Annotated in this window: 18 protein-coding genes; 10 read left to right on the top strand and 8 right to left on the bottom strand. The window is 66.2% G+C overall.

Annotated elements, in window-relative coordinates:
* Positions 1 to 10 precede the first annotated feature (10 nt).
* Both AC07NV_RS00460 and AC07NV_RS00455 read left to right on the top strand, forming a co-directional pair.
* A complete protein-coding gene (locus tag AC07NV_RS00460; protein WP_495164373.1) occupies positions 11 to 1,099 on the top strand; it encodes a TonB family protein in 1,089 nt (362 codons plus the stop codon).
* Positions 1,100 to 1,147: 48 nt separating this feature from the next.
* Positions 1,148 to 1,711: a hypothetical protein gene (locus AC07NV_RS00455; RefSeq protein WP_495164372.1), complete on the top strand. Its 564-nt coding sequence runs from the start codon at positions 1,148 to 1,150 to the stop codon at positions 1,709 to 1,711.
* A 33-nt stretch (positions 1,712 to 1,744) separates the two neighbouring features.
* Here the strand turns inward: AC07NV_RS00455 and AC07NV_RS00450 are convergent, their stop codons facing one another.
* The gene (locus AC07NV_RS00450; protein ID WP_495164371.1) at positions 1,745 to 3,046 is read right to left on the bottom strand and encodes an SPOR domain-containing protein; all 1,302 of its coding nucleotides are present in this window, start codon (positions 3,044 to 3,046) and stop codon (positions 1,745 to 1,747) included.
* A gap of 252 nt (positions 3,047 to 3,298) precedes the next feature.
* Here AC07NV_RS00450 and AC07NV_RS00445 point away from each other — a divergent pair, with 252 nt between their 5' ends.
* From AC07NV_RS00445 to AC07NV_RS00425, 5 genes are all read left to right on the top strand, one after another.
* Positions 3,299 to 4,021 (top strand): AAA family ATPase, encoded by a 723-nt coding sequence (locus AC07NV_RS00445; protein WP_495164370.1) that lies wholly within the window; start codon positions 3,299 to 3,301, stop codon positions 4,019 to 4,021.
* A 17-nt stretch (positions 4,022 to 4,038) separates the two neighbouring features.
* A complete protein-coding gene (locus tag AC07NV_RS00440) occupies positions 4,039 to 4,722 on the top strand; it encodes a hypothetical protein (protein ID WP_495164369.1) in 684 nt (227 codons plus the stop codon).
* A gap of 26 nt (positions 4,723 to 4,748) precedes the next feature.
* Positions 4,749 to 6,143, top strand: coding sequence for an SPOR domain-containing protein (locus tag AC07NV_RS00435; protein ID WP_495164368.1), 1,395 nt, complete (start codon positions 4,749 to 4,751; stop codon positions 6,141 to 6,143).
* 106 nt (positions 6,144 to 6,249) lie between these two features.
* The gene (locus tag AC07NV_RS00430) at positions 6,250 to 6,570 is read left to right on the top strand and encodes a hypothetical protein (protein WP_495165133.1); all 321 of its coding nucleotides are present in this window, start codon (positions 6,250 to 6,252) and stop codon (positions 6,568 to 6,570) included.
* A gap of 164 nt (positions 6,571 to 6,734) precedes the next feature.
* Positions 6,735 to 7,949, top strand: a complete 1,215-nt coding sequence (locus AC07NV_RS00425) for a cation:proton antiporter (protein ID WP_495164367.1) — start codon at positions 6,735 to 6,737, stop codon at positions 7,947 to 7,949.
* On the opposite strand, the gene AC07NV_RS00420 is transcribed toward AC07NV_RS00425, so the two are convergent.
* The 7 genes from AC07NV_RS00420 to AC07NV_RS00390 all read right to left on the bottom strand — a co-directional run bounded on the left by AC07NV_RS00420 (position 7,946) and on the right by AC07NV_RS00390 (position 14,173).
* Positions 7,946 to 9,109, bottom strand: a complete 1,164-nt coding sequence (locus AC07NV_RS00420) for a helix-turn-helix transcriptional regulator (RefSeq protein WP_495164366.1) — start codon at positions 9,107 to 9,109, stop codon at positions 7,946 to 7,948. The genes AC07NV_RS00425 and AC07NV_RS00420 overlap by 4 nt on opposite strands.
* 270 nt (positions 9,110 to 9,379) lie before the next feature.
* Entirely contained in the window at positions 9,380 to 9,754 is a 375-nt protein-coding gene (locus AC07NV_RS00415; protein ID WP_495164365.1) for a hypothetical protein, read from the bottom strand.
* Between the two features lie 47 nt (positions 9,755 to 9,801).
* The gene (locus AC07NV_RS00410; RefSeq protein WP_495164364.1) at positions 9,802 to 11,025 is read right to left on the bottom strand and encodes a dihydroorotase; all 1,224 of its coding nucleotides are present in this window, start codon (positions 11,023 to 11,025) and stop codon (positions 9,802 to 9,804) included.
* The gene (locus AC07NV_RS00405; protein WP_495164363.1) at positions 11,016 to 12,011 is read right to left on the bottom strand and encodes an aspartate carbamoyltransferase catalytic subunit; all 996 of its coding nucleotides are present in this window, start codon (positions 12,009 to 12,011) and stop codon (positions 11,016 to 11,018) included. Before AC07NV_RS00405 ends, AC07NV_RS00410 begins: the two co-directional genes overlap by 10 nt.
* Before the next feature lie 13 nt (positions 12,012 to 12,024).
* Complete coding sequence (locus AC07NV_RS00400) at positions 12,025 to 12,342, bottom strand: DUF1294 domain-containing protein (RefSeq protein ID WP_495164362.1); 318 nt, start codon at positions 12,340 to 12,342, stop codon at positions 12,025 to 12,027.
* Positions 12,339 to 12,800 (bottom strand): Holliday junction resolvase RuvX, encoded by a 462-nt coding sequence (gene ruvX, locus AC07NV_RS00395; protein WP_495164361.1) that lies wholly within the window; start codon positions 12,798 to 12,800, stop codon positions 12,339 to 12,341. The genes AC07NV_RS00400 and ruvX overlap by 4 nt, the downstream gene beginning before the upstream one ends.
* Positions 12,801 to 12,889: 89 nt before the next feature.
* Positions 12,890 to 14,173, bottom strand: coding sequence for a DUF3089 domain-containing protein (locus AC07NV_RS00390; RefSeq protein ID WP_495164360.1), 1,284 nt, complete (start codon positions 14,171 to 14,173; stop codon positions 12,890 to 12,892).
* A gap of 172 nt (positions 14,174 to 14,345) precedes the next feature.
* On the opposite strand from AC07NV_RS00390, the gene AC07NV_RS00385 reads away from it, so the two are divergent.
* From AC07NV_RS00385 to gatA, 3 genes are all read left to right on the top strand, one after another.
* A complete protein-coding gene (locus tag AC07NV_RS00385; RefSeq protein WP_495164359.1) occupies positions 14,346 to 16,109 on the top strand; it encodes a DUF4153 domain-containing protein in 1,764 nt (587 codons plus the stop codon).
* 64 nt (positions 16,110 to 16,173) lie between these two features.
* Positions 16,174 to 16,476 (top strand): Asp-tRNA(Asn)/Glu-tRNA(Gln) amidotransferase subunit GatC, encoded by a 303-nt coding sequence (gene gatC / locus AC07NV_RS00380; protein WP_187140446.1) that lies wholly within the window; start codon positions 16,174 to 16,176, stop codon positions 16,474 to 16,476.
* Positions 16,476 to 17,957 carry an Asp-tRNA(Asn)/Glu-tRNA(Gln) amidotransferase subunit GatA gene (gatA, locus tag AC07NV_RS00375; protein ID WP_495164358.1) on the top strand — a complete coding sequence of 494 codons (1,482 nt, stop codon included), beginning with the start codon at positions 16,476 to 16,478 and terminating at the stop codon, positions 17,955 to 17,957. The genes gatC and gatA overlap by 1 nt, the downstream gene beginning before the upstream one ends.
* The last annotated feature ends 1 nt before the right edge of the window (position 17,958 follow it).

Here is a 17,958-nt window from a genome sequence, read left to right as displayed (position 1 = left end):
GTCATTCACTATGGCGATATCGGGTTTTGGTGCGCTTCTTCTATCCGCTGCGGCATCGGCTGCCTGGGTTCCGCCGGTCGGCGGGGCGCAATCGGTTCAGCTGCTGTCGTGGAGTCCCGGCGAGGTCCGCTGCGACGGGGTTGCGGTTCCGGGCGGGGCGCTGCAGCGCCCCGCGGTCGAATTGGCGACGATGGACCCGCAACGGTTGAAGGCGACGACCTATCGCTTTGCGATCGATGCGACGGGGCGGACGCGCTCGATCGTCCGCGACGCCCATCCTTTTGGGCAGGATATCGGCCCGGCGCTGGCAGCGAGCCGCTTTCCTCCGGGCACGAAGCGCGAGAATTGCGAAATAGGCTATATGCCCAAGATTGATCCGTTGGCGAGCGCGCCGATTGCCGACCTGATCGCCTATTCGATCCATCCCACCGGCCAAAAGCTGCCGCAGGCGGGGTGGGACCGCTTTAGCACCGTCGGCGATTGCCGCGACAAGCCGCGGCCGGCGACGTTGGTGCGCGCCTATCCCGATTTTTCGAAGGTGACACCAACGCCGGGGAGCCGGGACTGGTCGCTAGTCGCATATGATACCGACGATAGGGGCCGACCGATCAACGCACGGATCGCGCACAGCACGGGCAGCGCCGAACTGGACGCCGCGGCGGTGGACGCGGTGCGCGCATCGGGTTTCACCGGCGGGGCGCGGACGGGGTGCCTCTATCCCTATTGGCGCGCGGCGACGAAGCTCACTCCGCCCAAGCGACCTGCGGAGGGGCAGAAGCGTCCCGCGAATGCCGTCTGTCCGGCGAAGGTCGAATGGGCGGTCTCGCCGACGACCCATTATCCCCCCGCTTATCGCAAGCGTGCGATCGAGGGGTGGGCGATCGTTTCCTTCGACGTCGCGCCCTGGGGCGAGATCGGCAATGTGAAGGTGCTTGACGCGCAGCCGTCGACCGATTTCGGGCAGCAGGCGACCTTCATCGTGCGCAGCGGCCGTGTCGTTCCCTCGCCGCAAGGCGCTTCGGGCTGTGTTAAAACGGTCAATTTCATGATGCCGGCCGACGATTTTTCCGTGGATGAAGAGTCGCCCGCGACCGATTGAGCCCCCGGGTTTTTATGAGGCGTGGGCAACAAGGGTGCGGACAGTCGAATGGTGTCGAAACTCATCTCTCCAACTGGCCGCAACGGGCGACTGAGGGCGGCCTTCGGTGCGTTGTTGATCGGCGCTGCGGCCTTGCCAGTGTCGGCGATACCACCACCGTCCGACCTGCCGATAGAACCGGATCGCCTTGCCGCAGCGGAGGATCTGTGGGCGACGCGGCCACTGTACGGCCCGTCTGTCGACTGGGCGCTCATAACAGCGGCTTCCGAACTGAGCTTTGCCCGGCTGGCCGCCTTCGAAAAACGCCGCGCCTATCCCAAAATGAGTGAGGCGTTGTTTGGGCGCATCCTCAAACGGGGGAGAGAGGGAAAGAAAGAGCTGGAGGAACGAGCGCGGCAATGCATGGCAAGAAGAATGGCGGCAGCATTGACCGTCCAGCAAATCCGGGACCTCCACGGTTTTGCCGAAACGCCGAGCGGCCAAGCCGTCTGGGATAATTATCTGGCCGGGATCAACGACAAAGGCCTCGACATTTGCGTGAAGGAAGGACTCGGATTCCTCACGCTGGGCCATCTGGCGCAGGATACGAACGACGTGCTGAGAATGCGTTGATCCGCGCCGCGGCTTTTGCTGGGATGCTCTGCGCTATTTATCGACCACGAGGCAGGCCTGACCGGCTTTGCTGACCGCGGCGCAGAATGCTTCGGCTTCCCCCTTGTTCGCAAAGCCGCCGGCCTGAAGGCGGGTGAGCTTGCCGCTCTTGACGAGATAGGGCTGACGGTCGGCGAAGGCGGGGTTTTTCTTTTCGAGCGACGCCCAGAGATTGCGGGCGTTGGCTTCGACCCCGAAAGCCCCGAGCTGGGCGCGCCAAGGGCTGGTGGTGGCGCTGTGGACGCGGACGGGAGTCGGGATCGCTTTGACGGGAGCGGTCGCGACCTTGACTGGGGTGGCCGCCGGCTTGGCGGGAACCGGAGCGACCTTCACAGGCTTCGCCGGTGTGTTGGCAGGCGGCAGCTGTCCGCTTTCGGGCGGTGCGGTATAGGTCGTGCCCGGCTGCGTCGTCGCGGCCACAGCCTCGGCGGTGGCTTCGGCCGCTGCAGTCGCTGCGGCGGTGGCGACGGGCGAGGCGGGCAGATCGACGCTGCGGATCGGCTGGGGGACGGTCAGCGACGGCCCCGGTGGCGGCGGCGGCAAGTGGTTGGGCCCGTGCGGCGGCGGCGGTATATTGTTGGGCACGCGCACCGGCGGCGGCGAATAGGTGGCGCCGGGGACCGAGACGGGCAGGCTGGCGGTTTTGATGGGCGAGGCGGGCGCGGGCTTGGCGGCGGCGGGCGGCGCGGCGGCATTCACCGCGGTGAGGCGCGCCTGCTGTTCGCCGCGTTCGATTTCGGGAAGCATCGCAAGGCCGCGCTGGCGCTGGTCGAGCGGGATCAAGCTGTCGAGTTGGGACAGACGGGCCGAGGCGATGCCGAGCCCGGCGTCGCTGGCACGCTTGGTCAGTGCATAAGCGCGCGGCCAATCCTGCGGCGCGAGATCGCCGTTGAAGTGCGCGGTACCGAGGACATATTGCGCGCGCGGTTCGCCGCGCGCAGCCGAAGCCACGATGAACGGCATGGCTTCGCCGCGGCGGTTTGCGGTGAAGAGGATGAGGCCAAGATTGTCCTCGGCCTGCAGATGCCCCTGTTTCGCGGCGCGGCGATACCAGCCTTCAGCCTGGACCAGATCGGTGGGGACGCCGCGGCCAAGCTTGTACGCCTGACCGAGGTTGAACTGGGCATCGGCGTCGCCGGCAAGCGCCAGCGGGCGCCATTCGGCAACCGCGGCCGGATAATCGCCGCGTTGCCATGCATCGACCCCGTCCTTGACGTCGGCAAAGGCGGGCGTTGTCAGCATCGATGCCGCGACGAGCGGCAGGACCAGCGAAACGGCGGTGCGGAATATACGCATCTTCTTCTCCAATGACTTCCGCCGGTCGAACGGCTGCAGTCCCCGGGCATCCCTTAGCGCGAAATGGCTAACACGACGTTAGCGATATGCGCGAGCCGTCAAAGCTGGTCCGTTATGGGACAAGTTGGCCTTAGGGGCTCGTTTACCATAATCGCGAGCAAGGCGTTCACCTTCTTTTTATCATCGTTAACTCAATTTTAGCGCCCCCCATGGCATTTCACCGCCAATTCGTGGTTTTTCAGGGGGACAGTCGTGCGCGTTCTGGCATTGGCTTCACAAAAAGGCGGGTCGGGTAAAACCACCCTTTCGGGGCATCTTGCGGTGCAGGCGCAGCTCGCGGGTGCAGGACCCGTCGTCCTGATCGACATCGATCCGCAGGGCTCGCTCGCCGACTGGTGGAACGAGCGCGAAACCGATCTTCCGGCCTTTGCACAGACCACGGTTGCACGGCTGGCTTCCGACCTCGAAATCCTGCGCCAGCAGGGCTTTAAGCTGGCGGTCATCGATACGCCCCCCGCGATTACCATGGCGATCCAGAGCGTGATTTCGGTCGCCGAACTGATCGTCGTCCCGACCCGGCCGAGCCCGCACGATCTGCGCGCGGTCGGCGCCACCGTCGACCTGTGCGAACGCGCCGGCAAGCCGCTGGTGTTCGTCGTCAACGGCGCGACGCCGAAGGCTAAGATCACCAGCGAAGCCGCGGTCGCGCTGTCGCAGCACGGCACCGTCGCCCCGATTACCCTGCACCACCGGACCGATTATGCCGCGTCGATGATCGACGGCCGCACGGTGATGGAAGTCGACCCCAAGGGCCGGTCGGCCGACGAGATCCGCCAGCTGTGGACCTATATGAACGACCGCCTCGAAAAGAATTTCCGCCGCACCGTCTTTGCTGCGCCGTTGCCGACGCAGGGCAATTATGGCGCGGTCCGCCCGATGGGTGGTGGCTTTGGCCGCCGCATCGCTGGCCAGTGACGGGAGGTATCGGAACCATGGGCGAACCCAAACCCCTCGCATCGCTGAGCGCCGGACTTCTTGCCCGCAAGGGTGGAGCGCGTCCCGCCATGCGTCGCCAACCGCTCGGCAGCGGCCCCGCACCCCTCAACCCCGGTGGCTATGACGACCTGGGCTGGAACGACATGGGTTATGATGTCGATCCCGACCAGTCGGGCGAACCCGCGCGGATGGTCGATCTGAAGCCGTTAATGACCGGATCGGTCCTCGCGCATAACATCGAGGCCGAACATGCGGTCGACGATGGCGCCGGCTACGCGCCGGCTCTGCAACCGACCGGCGAAATCACCGGGCTGACCGATGATTATGGTGCCGACCAGTTCGAAGCCGAAGCGCCGGAAGTCCCCGAAATCGTTCGCCAGCAGGAATCGCTGATCGAACGCGTCGCCGCGGTGGCGCGCAAGGTCGAGGCGCGTCCCGCGCCCAAGCCGAAGGTCGAAAGGGTGCCGCGTGCACTGCGGGCCCGCGAAAAGGCCGCGTTCACGCTGCGCCTCGACGCCGAGCGCCACCTGCGCCTGCGGCTCGCGAGCGCCGTGACGAACCGGTCGTCGCAGGTGATCCTGACCGATCTGCTCGACGAATATCTGTCCTCGCTGCCCGAAATCGACGCGATGGCGAGCCGTCTGCCTGCGGCGCGCCCGCCGCGCCGCGTACAGCGCTGAACGAAGCTTAGGGGAGGGACCCAGTCATGAACCGCAAGATGCTGATGAACTTGGCCGTTTCGGGATTTATCCTGAGCGTTGCCACGGGCTGCAGTGGCATGGGCAAGATGGCCGACGCGCCGTCGCGCGCCGCCGGCAAGCCCGCGCTCGCCGCCAAGTCCGCCGATCAGGCTCGCACCGCGCTTGCGGCGGGTAAGGTCAGCAAGGCCGTCGGCCTAGCCGAAGCGGCGGTTGCGGGAAGCCCGCGCGAGGCAAGCTATCGCGCGCTGCTGGGGCAGGCCTATCTGAACGACGGCCGCTTTGCATCGGCGACCGCGGCGTTGACCGAGGCGATGGAACTTGGCGCGACCGACGGCAACACGATCCTGTCGCTGGCGCTGTCGCAGATCGCGCAGGGCAAGAATCTCGACGCGGTCGCGCTGCTGACGCGGCACCGCGACACCGTGCAGGCGTCGGACATCGGACTGGCGCTGGCGCTCGCCGGCGACAGTGAAGGCGCAATCTATGTGCTGAGCGAAGCCGCCCGGGCCGAAGGCGCCGACGCGCGCACGCGCCAGAATCTGGCACTGGCCTTTGCCCTGTCGGGCCGCTGGGCGCAGGCGCGTATGCTCGCTTCGCAAGACCTGTCGCTCGCCAAGCTCGAGGCGCGGATGGCCGAATGGTCGAAACTGGCCGAACAGCCGGACGCACAGATCCGCGTCGCGAGCCTGATCGGCACCAAGGCGCAGCAGGATGCCGGCATGCCGGTCCGCCTTGCACTCGGCAATTTCAGCGACACGCAGATGGCCGCGGCCGAGCCCGCGGTTCAGCTGGCGAGCGCCGATCCGGCACCGGTCGCGGCCTATGCCCCGTCGCCGCCGGTCGTGCTGGCCGATGCGGGGGGCAGCATTCGCAGCGTCGAACTGCCGATGCCCGAACGCAATGCCGACGGTGCCGTGCCGGTGACCGAGTTGCCGCAGCCCAAGGCTGCGGGCGAAGTGATCCTTGCCGAAGCGGCACCCTATCGCGCCGCGCCGCGCGTCGCCGACGAAGGGCGTATCCGTCCGGTGCAGAAGCAGGCGCTGGAACTTGCGACCGTGCTGGTACCGAAAGCGATGGCGTTCGACAGCAAGAAGCCGACTGGCTGGGCCGTGCAACTTGGCGCCTATAACAGCCTGGGCATTGCCAGAGAAAAATGGAGCAGCCTGAAACAGCGCAATGGCGCACTGGCGGCTTTTCCGGCGTCAAGCCATACCGCGACGGTCAACGGCCGCACTTACTATCGCCTGACGGTGAACGGTCTTGCGTCGCAGGCCGACGCGATGAGCCTGTGCAACCAGTTGAAGGCGCAGGGTCAGACCTGCTTCATCCGCACGATGGGCGGTGGCGAGAACATCCAGTGGGCGTCGAAAGCCGAGCCATTGCGGCTCGCCTCGCGCTAAGCGGCCCCAATCCCAACACAAAGGGGCGTGGCCGCGAGGCCGCGCCCCTTTGTGTTGGGTAGCGGGTAATGGCAGGTTCATTTTCCCGATGGTCTAGCAGGTGGCGATGGAAAATCTTGTAGACTTGTACCGCCCGCTGAGTTCGGCTCTGGGCGAGAGCACCGGGGCTTCGGACAGCCTGCTCCATGTGCACGGCGGCATGGTCATCTTGTTTCTTGCCCGTATTGTGACCCGGCGTTCGCTCGCGACCTGGACACCGTTTCTGTTCGTTTTGGCGGCGGCGCTCGCGAAAGAAGGGGCCGATCGTATCGCCCACGGAGCATGGCGGATGCCGGACAGCGGATTTGATATCCTCAACACGATATTCTGGCCCTTCGTCCTGATGGTCGGGCTGCGGTGGCGCCGGGCGCGGCCTGACAATCGGTAGTCGTTCATTGTCGATGGGGCTTGTGACCGATTGCGCCCCACTCGTTTATGGTTGTCCGCGTTTACCCCAAAGCTGCCAACTGCGTCGCGACTTGCTCGCCTGCCGAAAGAGAACGTTCACAATATCGCTTGCCCGGCTCCGGTCTGGGAGATAGCCATACCGCCATGGATTTTTTCGACGACCTGTTCTGCTTCCTGCTGATGCCGGTGCTTTGCTGGCGGCTGGTGCGCGGGGCGGTGCCGATGGCGGTTCTGCCGATCCTGACCGGGCTCGCGGTTGCGATCGCGGCCGACCGGTTCGGTTTCGACAAGGCGGTGCTCGGCCCTTCAGCGTGGGGCGAGACGATCGGGTGGCTGGGCGTGCTCGCGCTGGCGTTCAGCGCCGGGCTGGAGACGCGCGTCACCGCCGATCACGCCCCGAAACTTGGTGGGCGGATAGTCGGGACGGCGCTGGCGGCGCTGGCCTTGCCGTTTGTGACTGGCTTCGCGGTTGTGCTGTCGGGGACCATGGATAGCGTGCTGGCGCGGCCGGAAGGTGTGTCGCCTTTGCTGTCGGCGGGGGCGATCGGGCTTTGTCTGGCGGTCAGTGCGCTGCCGGTGCTTGTCGGCATCGTGCGCGAACTGCCGATGGCGGACCGGCCGCTCGGCAATCTGTCGCTGCGGATCGCTGCGCTCGACGATGCAATCTTGTGGATCGGGCTGGCGGCGCTGCTGTTCCTGCACAAGGGCGAAGGCGGTGCGATGTTTTCGGGCGGTCTGGCGCAGATCGGCGCGGTGGGCGTCTTTGCGCTGATGATCGGGCTGCGCGGACGGCTGGTCCGGCCTTTGCCCGATCATATCGCGGTCACCGCAGGGCTGGGCATCGCCTGGCTGGCGGCGGGGGCGTGGGCGACGAGCGTGCTGGGCCTGCACGAATTGCTGGGTGCCTATTTCGCCGGGTTTCTGACGCCGAAACTGCTCGCCGAACGGCTGAGGCCGGAGATGCTGGGCAAGGTTGCGCTGTTCGGCCTGTCGCCTTTGTTCTTTGCGCATCGCGGGTTGAGCATCGACGGCGCGGTCGTGACGGCCGGGGCGCTCGGCGCGTCGCTGTTGCTGCTGGTCCTTGCGGGCGTTTCCAAACTCGCGGCGGTGCAGTTGGTGCCGCCCGAACCCGATATGCCCGCCGCCGAGCGCACGCGGCTGGGCCTGCTCCTCCAGTGCAAGGGGCTGATGGAGATTGTGGCGGCAACGATCCTGGTGCAGGCGGGGCTGATCACGCCAACGGTGTTTGCCGTGCTCGTGACGCTCGCGCTCGTGTCGACGACACTGACCGTGCCGCTGTTCCGTTTTGCCTCGCGCGCCAGAGCGGCGCGGCGCGGGCGGACTCCGGCGGGCGGTTAAGCCGCACCCGGCGCGGGCAGGCGCGCAAGCAGCGCGACGAGCTGCGCCTGACTGGTTGCGCCGGTCTTGCGGAAAATACCCTTCAGCAGAAAGCGGACCGCGTTCAGGCTGACCGCGCGCAGGGCGGCATAATCGCGCAGCGTGTCGCCCGCGGCGAGTGCGACGGCAAGGCGGGCCTCGGCCGGGGTCAGCCCGAACCATTGCGCGACGCGGTCGATCTCCAACACCGGGGTTTCGCCCGGTGCGCTGCCGAGCGTCACGATCAGCGAGGCGCCGAGGCGGACTCCGCCGAGTTGCTGCGCCGACTGGCGGGTGATGCGCGCGACGAGCACGGGGCATTCGTTGTCGGACGCGCCGACCGTCTGGAACGCGAGACCGGCGGGGTCGGGGCTTTTGACGAGATCGAGCAGCCGCTTCTGGCTGGCAGGATGGGCGAAGGCGAAGCGGTCGTGCGCGGTGCGGATGAAGCCTGCCTTTTCATAGCGCGCGGCGCGGCTGTTCGCGGCGAGGATATTGAGCTGATCGTCGAGGGTGAAGATCGCGAAAGGCGCGGCGTCGGCGGCTGCACGTGCGGCGCCGGCGGCAAGGTCGAGCATCGCGATGCGGTCGCTGATCCGCATCGCGCGCTGGATATGCGGGGCGAGCACGCGCAGGCCGCGCTTCAATCGCTGGACATCGCGGTCGCCAGGGCCTGGGATCATTAGCCCGAGCCGTTCGCCGCCGCGCTGGTCGAGCAGCACCGCGATCATCCGGTCGATTCCCCAAGGGGCCAGGAAGTTGCGGAAGAATTCGGTCTCGGCGAACTCCTCGCGCGTCATGATGTCGTTGCTGTCGACGACGCTGCCGTTGCCGTAGCGCATCAGTTTGCGCGACCAGGGATGGTTGCCGGCATAAACTGCGGCGTAGATTTCCTGCACTCCGGCGGCGAGGCCGGTGGCGGCGACAAAGCGCGCGGAAGGCGGGCTGATACCCTCCCACAGGATGAACGCCGCTTCCCAGCTGAGCGGGCACAGGGTGCCAGTAATCCGGGCGAGCGTTTCGTTCCAGCTTTCGGGATGGAGTACCGAGTCGTAGATTTGGCCAATCAGCGCGTTGAGTACATCCCATTCGGCCGGCGCATTATGGTCGGACGCAAAGGTCGGGACATTATCCGTCTGCATACACTTCCCCCCAGAAGTTCGGCAGTTATGGCATTTGATAGAAGAGAAATCGCGATGGCAAGCGCTATGCGACAAAGCGAAAAAAACGTGGGCGCTACCCAAGTGGGTAGCGAAACCGTTCGCCGAATCGGCCATTAAGTGGGTGCGACCCGAGTGGGGTGGTCCCAAGGCCATCTTGCTTTCTTGAAGTCCGTCGGCATGCCGGCGGACTTCATTTTTATGCGCGGCGGCTTTGGGGGCCGTCCGATCCCGGCAGGGGGGGGGCGGCGACTATTCCGTTTTGAGATAGACTTCGTGCCACAACGTCACGAGCCCGTCCGCATTGAAGGCGAGCAGCAACATCGCTTCAAAATGTTCGACGCTGTCGTCGATACGGCGGATCGTGGCGGTCATCGCGAGCACCGTCGAAGCCTGTTCGGTAACGGTCCGGTGAATGGCATAGTCGATGGCGGCAATGGTCGCGCGAAACCCGTTGAGAAATTCGAGGTAATTGGCGTGCGTTGCGGGGTGGACCCGGCCGTTCGCGCAGACCGTGAAGGCTGGGGCGAATTTTTCGCCGATCGCTGCTTCGCTGAGCGCCGCGTCGTGCAGCAGATGGCGCCTGTTCCAGTCGAGAAGGTCGCGGGCGAGTCGATCGCTGTTCATGGGGAGCAAAATACGGTTTCCTTGATCGGGCGGCGGCGGCACGGAGGCTAGCGGATACGCTGGCCGCCCTTCCACATCATCGTCGCGCGGCCCTGCACCGGCATGCCGTCGAAGGGGGTGTTGCCGGCCCAGGCCGCCATCTTCTTGGCGTCGACCTGCCACGGCGTGCCTTCGTCGACGAGGATGAGGTCGGCTTCCTTGCCCACCGCGAGCTTCCCCGCGTCGACGCCGAGCAGGCAGGCGGGGGTGGCCGCGAGCAGTTCGAACAGGCGGCCCGGCGAGATATGGCCGTCGCGGACGAGATTGAGGCCGAGCGCGAGCAGGGTTTCGGCGCCTGCCATGCCGGGCAAGGCCTCGGCGAAGGGCAGGCGCTTGTCCTCGGGGCCGCGCGGGTCGTGGCCCGAGGCGAGAATGTCGATCGTGCCGTCGGCGATTGCGGCGAGGCACGCGTAACGATCATCCTCCGAGCGGAGCGGCGGTGACAGGCGTGCGAAGGTGCGGAAATCGCCGATCGCGGTGTCGGAAAGCAAAAGGTGTGCGGGGGTGATGCCGCAGAGGACGGGCAGGCCCTTTGCCTTGGCGGCGCGGATCAGGTCGAGCCCGCGCGCGGTGGTCACCTGCCGGAAATGGACGGGCGCGCCGGTGTCCTCGACGAGCGCGAGGTCGCGCGCGATCGCGATAGCCTCGGCGATGGCGGGGGCGGAGGCGAGGCCGAGGCGTGTTGCCATCTCGCCATCGGTCGCGACCGCGCCCGCGGTCAGCCCTTCGTCCTCGGCATGGATGATCGTGACGAGGTCGAGCGAGGCGGCATAGGCGAGGACGCGGCGCATCACGCCGCTGTCGGCGATGCGCGCGCGGCCGGTGGCGATGGCGCGCGCGCCCGCCTGTTTCATTAGGCCAATCTCGGCGAGTTCCTTGCCTTCGAGCCGCTTGGTTGCGGCGGCGAGGGGGTGGACCCAGAGGTCGGGCTTGCCGCCTTTCGCGGCGCGCTCGACGAGCCCGGCGCCGTCGAGCGGGCCGTTGTCGGGCATCAGCGCGGCGCGGGTGATGCCGCCGAAGTGGAAGGCGGGCTTGTCGGTCGCGAAGACGCCGAGGTCGATGATGCCCGGGGCGAGCCACTGGCCCTTAGCGTCAATTGTCTCGGTGCCGTCGGGGGTTTCGGTCGGATCGAGCGCGGCGATGCGGCCGTCGACGATCAGCAAGCTGCCCGGTCGCGGTGTGTCGCCATCGATCAGCTGCGCGCCGGTGATGAGGAGCGGTTTCAGTTCCATCCGGCGACTCCCCGCTTGCGGCGCGTCAGGATGTCGAGGCAGGCCATGCGGACGGCGACCCCCATTTCGACCTGCTCGGTGATCGTCGAGCGCACCGGATCGTCGGCGACGCTGCTGTCGATCTCGACCCCGCGGTTCATCGGGCCGGGGTGCATGACGATCGCATCGGGCTTGGCCTTTTCGAGCCGTTTGGGGGTGAGGCCATAGAGCGCGTGATATTCGCGCGCGCTGGGCAAATAGGCGCCGTCCATGCGCTCGTTCTGGAGGCGGAGCATCATCACGACGTCGGCATCCTTGATGCCTTCGTCCATGTCGGTGAAGGTGGTGACGTGCATCCGCTCCATCGCGGGCGGGGTCAGCGTCGGCGGCGCGACGACGCGCACCTCGTTGCCGAGCAAAGTGAGCGCGAGGATGTTCGAGCGCGCGACGCGGCTGTGGAGGACATCGCCGCAGATCGCGATGGTGAGCCCCTCGACCTTGCCTTTGCGGCGGCGGATCGTGAGCGCGTCGAGCAAAGCTTGCGTCGGATGTTCGTGGCGGCCGTCGCCCGCGTTGAGCACGGGACAGTCGACCTTGTCGGCGATGAGCTGGACCGCGCCCGAGCTGCCGTGCCGGATCACCATCGCGTCGGCGCGCATTGCATTGAGCGTCATCGCGGTGTCGATCAGCGTCTCACCCTTCTTCACGCTCGACTGCGCAGCGTGCATGTTGACGACGTCGGCGCCGAGGCGTTTTCCGGCGATCTCGAACGACAGCAGGGTGCGCGTCGAATTTTCGAAAAAGGCGTTGATGATCGTGAGGCCCGCGAGCTGGTCGTCATGCTTGGCGGCGCTCGCCCGGTTCAGGTCGACCCATTGTTCGGCGGCGTCGAGGACGTAGCTGATCTCCCAGGGAGTCAGCTGGGCGATACCGATCAGGTGGCGATGGCGAAAGGCATCGCCGCCGGGCGGATAGTCGCTGGCGGGTCGGATTGTTGTGCTTGTCATTAAAGCCGAGCGTCTACGCAGGAGCGGTGAAAATCGCAAGTGCCGCAGTGATCAGCGGTTGTAAAATTCCGAGCGCCCAGAGTGCGAGCAGAATGAGTTCGAGGATCAGCATCGTCGCCATCTGCGCAGCGAAGGGCTGTTTGCGCGTCTTGTGGCGGACGAGGCGCGAGGCGGCGAAGGTGCCGATGGCGCCGCCGACGACGGCCCAGCCGAGCAGGGCGCTTTCGGAAATGCGCCGAGCGCCGCTTTCGGCGAATTTCTTGTCGAGGATCATCAGCGCGAACGCGATCAGGTTCGTGATGCCAAGCCAGATCAGGATATGTGGGCTCAACCGCGCGTCATCGCGTCGATCGCGCCTTGCAGGATGAACGCTGCTGCGGCGCTGTCGACGCGTTCGGCGCGTTTTGCGCGGCTGACGTCGGCGGCGATCATCGCGCGCTCGACCGCGGCGGTCGACCAGCGCTCGTCCCAGAGCAGCAAGGGGAGGGCGAGCGGTGCGAGGTTGCGCGCGAAGGCGCGGGTGCTCTGGGTGCGGGGGCTGTCGGTGCCGTCCATGTTGAGCGGCAGGCCGACGACAAGACCGACGACCGATTGCGCCGCGACGAGCGTTTTCAGCGTTTCGAGGTCGGCGGAGAATTTCTTGCGGATGATCGTCTTGTCGGGGGTCGCGAAGCTCCAGTCCACGTCGCAGAAGGCGACCCCGATCATCTTCGTGCCGACATCGAGGCCAGCGAGGCGGCCGCCGTGCGGGAAGAGGGCGGCGAATTCGGGGGTGGCGGTGGTGATCATGCTCCGGCCCTTATCCCCTAAATTCGTCATGCTGAACTTGTTTCAGCATCCATGGTCCGGTGCCGCGATGTCGGGCCATGGATCCCGGATCAAGTCCGGGATGACGAAGGTGGGGGAGCGGGTGCGGCCGGAGGAGGCGTCGGCGCCGCCGCCGGCGGTACCGGCGACGGCTTGCCCTCGTAGGTCGCGAGGCGGCGGAGCGCGTCGGCGCGGACGTTCGCCCAGAACAGCGTGATGTCGTAGACATGATAATTGTTGCCGGGAAGGACATAGCCCGCGACGACGTAATTCTTCGCGATCGCGGCGTCGCCGATCATCAGGAAACCGCGCGTGTCGTCGCATCGGGCGCCGATCTTGCCGGCGATCAGCGACCCGCTCTTGAACCCTTCGGTCGGCTTCAGCGTGCCGAGATTGGCCGCGGGCGCGGCTTCGGTGTCGGGGATGCCGGTGAGCGGGTTGGTGCAGAGCATCCGCGTTTCGGCGCGCGGGCGGCCGTCGAAGCCGATCGTGCCGTCATAGGCGGCGGTGACCATTGCGGGATCGGCGGGATCGGCGAAGGTTGCCCAGCCGAGGATGCAGCCCTTTTGCTCGGGGGTCTGGCACGCGGGCAGCCCGAGCCCGGCGATGTCGGTGTCGAGGCTGATCGGCCAGCCGATCACATAGGCCGCGACGATGCGCTTCGCGAGCGGGGTGCCCGCGATCCGGGTCTTGAGCAGGGTGGTGAGATGGAGCGCGCCCTGGCTGTGGCCCGCGAGGATGATTGGCTTGTTCTTCGGCTGTGCGGCAAGGAAAGCGTCGAACGCTTCCTCGACGTCGCGATAGGCAGAATCGATTGCCTTGCCCGCGGTTACCCGGTCTTCGGCGAGGAAAGCGCCGAGCGTTGCCTGCCGATAGCGCGGCGCCCAGATTTCGCCGGCATCGGCAAAGGCGCTCGCCATGCCCTGGACGAAGAGATTGGCGCGGTGGTCGGAATCGCGGTCCTCGAGCGGGGCGTTCCAGCTCGAGCGGCTGTAATAGCTGGTCGGGTGGACGAAGAAGACCGCGGCGTCGCCCTTGGGCGTCGCGGGGGTGGTTGCATTGGCGGGCGGAATGAGTTGGTCGCCGGTTGGCGCAACGGCGGCCTCTGTGCCGGGGGTTTCGCTGCCGTCGGCGGCAGGACGCCAGGCCGACGGATCCTTGTCCATGCCAGGCCGCGCGAACCACATCTTCGGATCGCCATAGGCGTTGGGCGCGACGGCGGCTTGCGGCTTGAATTCGGCGCTGGGGACAAAAGCGGTGCGCGCGATCCAACCGGGGAAGAGCTGGTAGACAACCCCGGCGGCAAGGATGAGGATGATGATCGCGGCGATGAAATAAAGAAATTTACGGGCCATTGGGGCTCCATGGGGGGAGATGGATTTTGCGTCTCTTTAGCGGCTAGCAAGCGTCCCGACAAACGACTCGTCGTGCCGGACTTGTTTCAGCGTCATGGCCTTAACTCGCGCCCATCGGCCTTGGATCCTGAAACAGGTTCAGGATGACGAAAATTGCGGTTAGGCCTGGGCCATGACCGAAATTGCCGCAACCGGCGCCGCCGCCGATTCGCCCCGGGTTTCTGCCCGTCTCGACGACAATGATCTGCCCTGGCCGCTGCGGCCGTGGATCATGGCGGCGATCTGCGCCGTTGCCGGTTTCGTCGTTCACATGCTCATCGACCGCGAATATGTCGCCGAACCGGCACCGTTGCTCGACGCGCTTGCGGCGTTCGTGGCGATTGCGACCGTCGTCTTCGTGCTGGGCGTCGAGCTGCGCCGATGGCTCTGGGCGCTGGGCTTTGCGCTTCTGTGGGGCGCGGTGATGGGGCTGATCACCTGGCATTCGGCGGGCTATAATATCGGCGGATCGCCGGTCGAATGGCCCTTCTGGTCGGGGCTGCTCGCCGTGCTCGTCGCGACGCCGCTGTTCCAGACGCGCCGCGACGTCGCCCCCGACTGGCGGTTCTGGAAGCTGTGGCAGATGCCGTACGAGCGATTGCACAGCCATGCGTGGACCGATGCGGTGATCGGCGCGGCGAGCCTCGCGTTCGTCGGGATTACCTTCCTGCTGATCGTGCTGATCGGGCAGATGTTCAAACTGATCGGGATCAATCTGATTCAGGATCTGCTCAACGACGAATGGTTCGGCTGGATGCTCGCGGGCGCAGCGTTCGGCGGTGCAGTCGGCCTGCTGCGCGAACGCGACAGGCTGGTGTCGACCTTGCAGCGACTGGTGATGATCGTGCTCGCGGTGCTGGCGCCGGTGCTCGCGGTCGCACTGGTGCTGTTCCTGCTCTCGCTGGCGGGGACGGGGCTGCAAAAGCTGTGGGACTCGGGTTTTTCGACCGCGGGGCTGATGATGGCGGCGGCCGCCTTTGCGGTGTTGCTCGCCAATGCAGTGATCGGCAATGGCAGCGATGATCGCGCGACGAACCCGATGCTGCGCTGGGCGGCGCCGGTGCTCGCGGTTGCGGTGCTTCCGCTGGCCGGGATCGCCTTTTATTCGATGCATTTGCGGGTGATCCAATATGGCTGGACCCCCGAGCGTATATGGGGCGTCCTCGCTGCGATCATCGCGCTTGCCTATGGCATTGCCGGCGTGTGGGCGGTGGTAAGGGGGCGGCGCGATTTCGACGATATGGTGCGGCCACTTCAGCAGAAGCTCGCGATCGGGCTGGCGCTGCTCGCGCTGTTCCTCGCGCTGCCGATCCTCGATTTCGGAGCGATCTCGACGCGCGACCAGCTCGCGCGGTTGAAATCGGGGGCGACGCCGGTCGAGAAGTTCGACTGGGCGGCGATGGCCTATGATTTCGGGCCGAGCGGGCGGGCGGCGTTGAAGGAGCTGGAGCGATCGCCGCAAAAGGTGCGCGCCGATGCGGCGAAAGCGGCGCTGGCGGCGAAGAATCGATGGGATTTGACGGGCCCCGAGGGACCGACGTTGCTGAAACCCTTCGCCGAACGCTTACGCACCCTTCCAGCCGGGCGTGCGCTGCCCGCCGAGGCGCTCGACCGGATTTCCGGCAGTTATATGTGCAGTCGCGCGGAGGCGTGCGTCGCGGTGTGGCTCGACGACAAAAGGATCGGGGTGCTGGGGCAGAATGCGCCGGGCGAGTCGCTCAATTTCGATTTCGTGACGCAGAATGATGCGGGGCAGTGGGTGCAGGGCGATTGGGCCAAGGCCTCGCCCGCGCAGAAGCCCGAGGTCGATCTGTCGAAAGCGCGGATCGAGGTCGAGACGGTTCAGCAACGCCGTATATTGGTCGATGGCGTGCCGGAATCGGGGGCTTTCGAATAGGCACGGCTTGAAGCGCACGGGGCGGGATGCTAGCGGCGCAGCTTCTCCCGCAAAGGCGACAAATATGGCAATCGATCAGGCAACAGTAAGGAAAATCGCGTCGCTGGCGCGCATCGCGATCAGCGATGCCGAAGCCGCCGCGATGGAAGGTGAATTGAACGGCATTTTGGGCTGGGTCGAGCAACTCGGCGAGGTCGATGTGACCGGGGTCGAGCCGATGACCGCGGTGATCCCGAATGTGCTGCGGCTGCGCGACGATGTGATCGACGCCGACCCGCTGACCGGCGGCAACCGCCGCGATGATGTGCTGGCGAACGCGCCGGCGGCAATGCACGGCTTCTTTGGCGTGCCCAAGGTGATCGAATAATGACTGAGTTGACCAACCTGACCGTCGCCGGCATCCGCGACGGGCATCGCGCGGGCGATTTTTCCGCCGTCGAAGTGGCGGAGGCGTTCAGCGCCAATGTCGCGGGCGCAAAGGCGCTCAATGCCTTTATCGTCGAGACGCCCGAGCATGCGCTTGCGGCGGCGAAGGCGGCCGATGCCGATCGCGCCGCGGGGACGCTGAAGCCGCTATCGGGCGTGCCGATCGGGATGAAGGATCTGTTCGCGACCAACGGCATCCAGACGACCGCCGCGAGCCACATGCTCGAAGGCTTTGTGCCGCGTTATGAATCGACTGTGTCGGCGAAGCTGTGGGACGCGGGCGCGGGGATGCTGGGCAAGCTGAACCTCGACCAGTTCGCGATGGGGTCGTCGAACGAGACGAGCTATTTCGGCAATGTGATTTCTCCCTGGCGGCGAAAGGATGGCGGCAATGCCGCGCTCGCGCCGGGTGGTTCGTCGGGCGGTTCGTCGACCGCGATCGCGGCGCGGCTGTGCCCCGCAGCGACGGGAACCGACACCGGCGGATCGATCCGCCAGCCGGCAGCCTTTGTCGGTATTTCGGGGATCAAGCCGACCTATGGCCGCTGCTCGCGCTGGGGCATTGTGGCGTTCGCGAGCTCGCTCGATCAGGCAGGGCCGATGGCGCGCGACGTCAAGGATTGCGCGATCATGCTCGAGAATATGGCGGGCTTCGATCCGAAGGACGCGACGAGCCTGAACCTGCCGGTACCCAATTGGGAAGCGGCTTTATCGAGCGATCTCAAGGGCAAAAAGGTCGGTATTCCCAAGGAGTATCGACTGGAGGGCATCGATCCCGACATCGACGCGATGTGGGATGCGGGCATTGCGATGCTGAAGGATGCAGGGGCCGAGGTCGTCGAGATCAGCCTGCCGCACACCAAATATGCGCTGCCCGCCTATTATATCATCGCGCCCGCCGAGGCGTCGTCGAACCTCGCGCGTTATGACGGCGTGCGGTACGGTTTGCGCGACCTGCCCGATGGAGCGGGGTTGCAGGACATGTACGCCGCGACGCGTGCCGACGGCTTCGGGCCCGAGGTCAAGCGCCGCATCATGATCGGCACCTATGTGCTGTCGGCGGGCTTCTATGACGCCTATTACACGCAGGCGCAGAAGGTGCGGACGCTGATCGCGCGCGATTTCGAGGCGGCGTTCGGGATATGCGACGTGATCCTGGCGCCGACCGCACCGTCGGCGGCGTTCGGGCTCGGCGAAAAGACCGCCGATCCGCTGGCGATGTACCTCAACGACGTGTTCGCGGTGCCCGCGAGCCTCGCGGGGCTGCCCGCGATGTCGGTGCCCGCGGCGCTGAACCGCGAAGGGCTGCCGCTGGGGCTGCAGATCATCGGCAAGGCGTTCGACGAGCAGGGCGTGCTGAACGCCGGGCTGGCAATTGAAGAGCGGGCGGGCTTTACCGCCCGCGCCGGGAAGTGGTGGTAAA

It is taken from the genome of Sphingopyxis sp. GW821-FHT10B01, from assembly GCF_059415685.1.
Note: the sequence above shows the minus strand (reverse complement) of the source record. Positions and strands in the feature narration are given on the sequence as shown.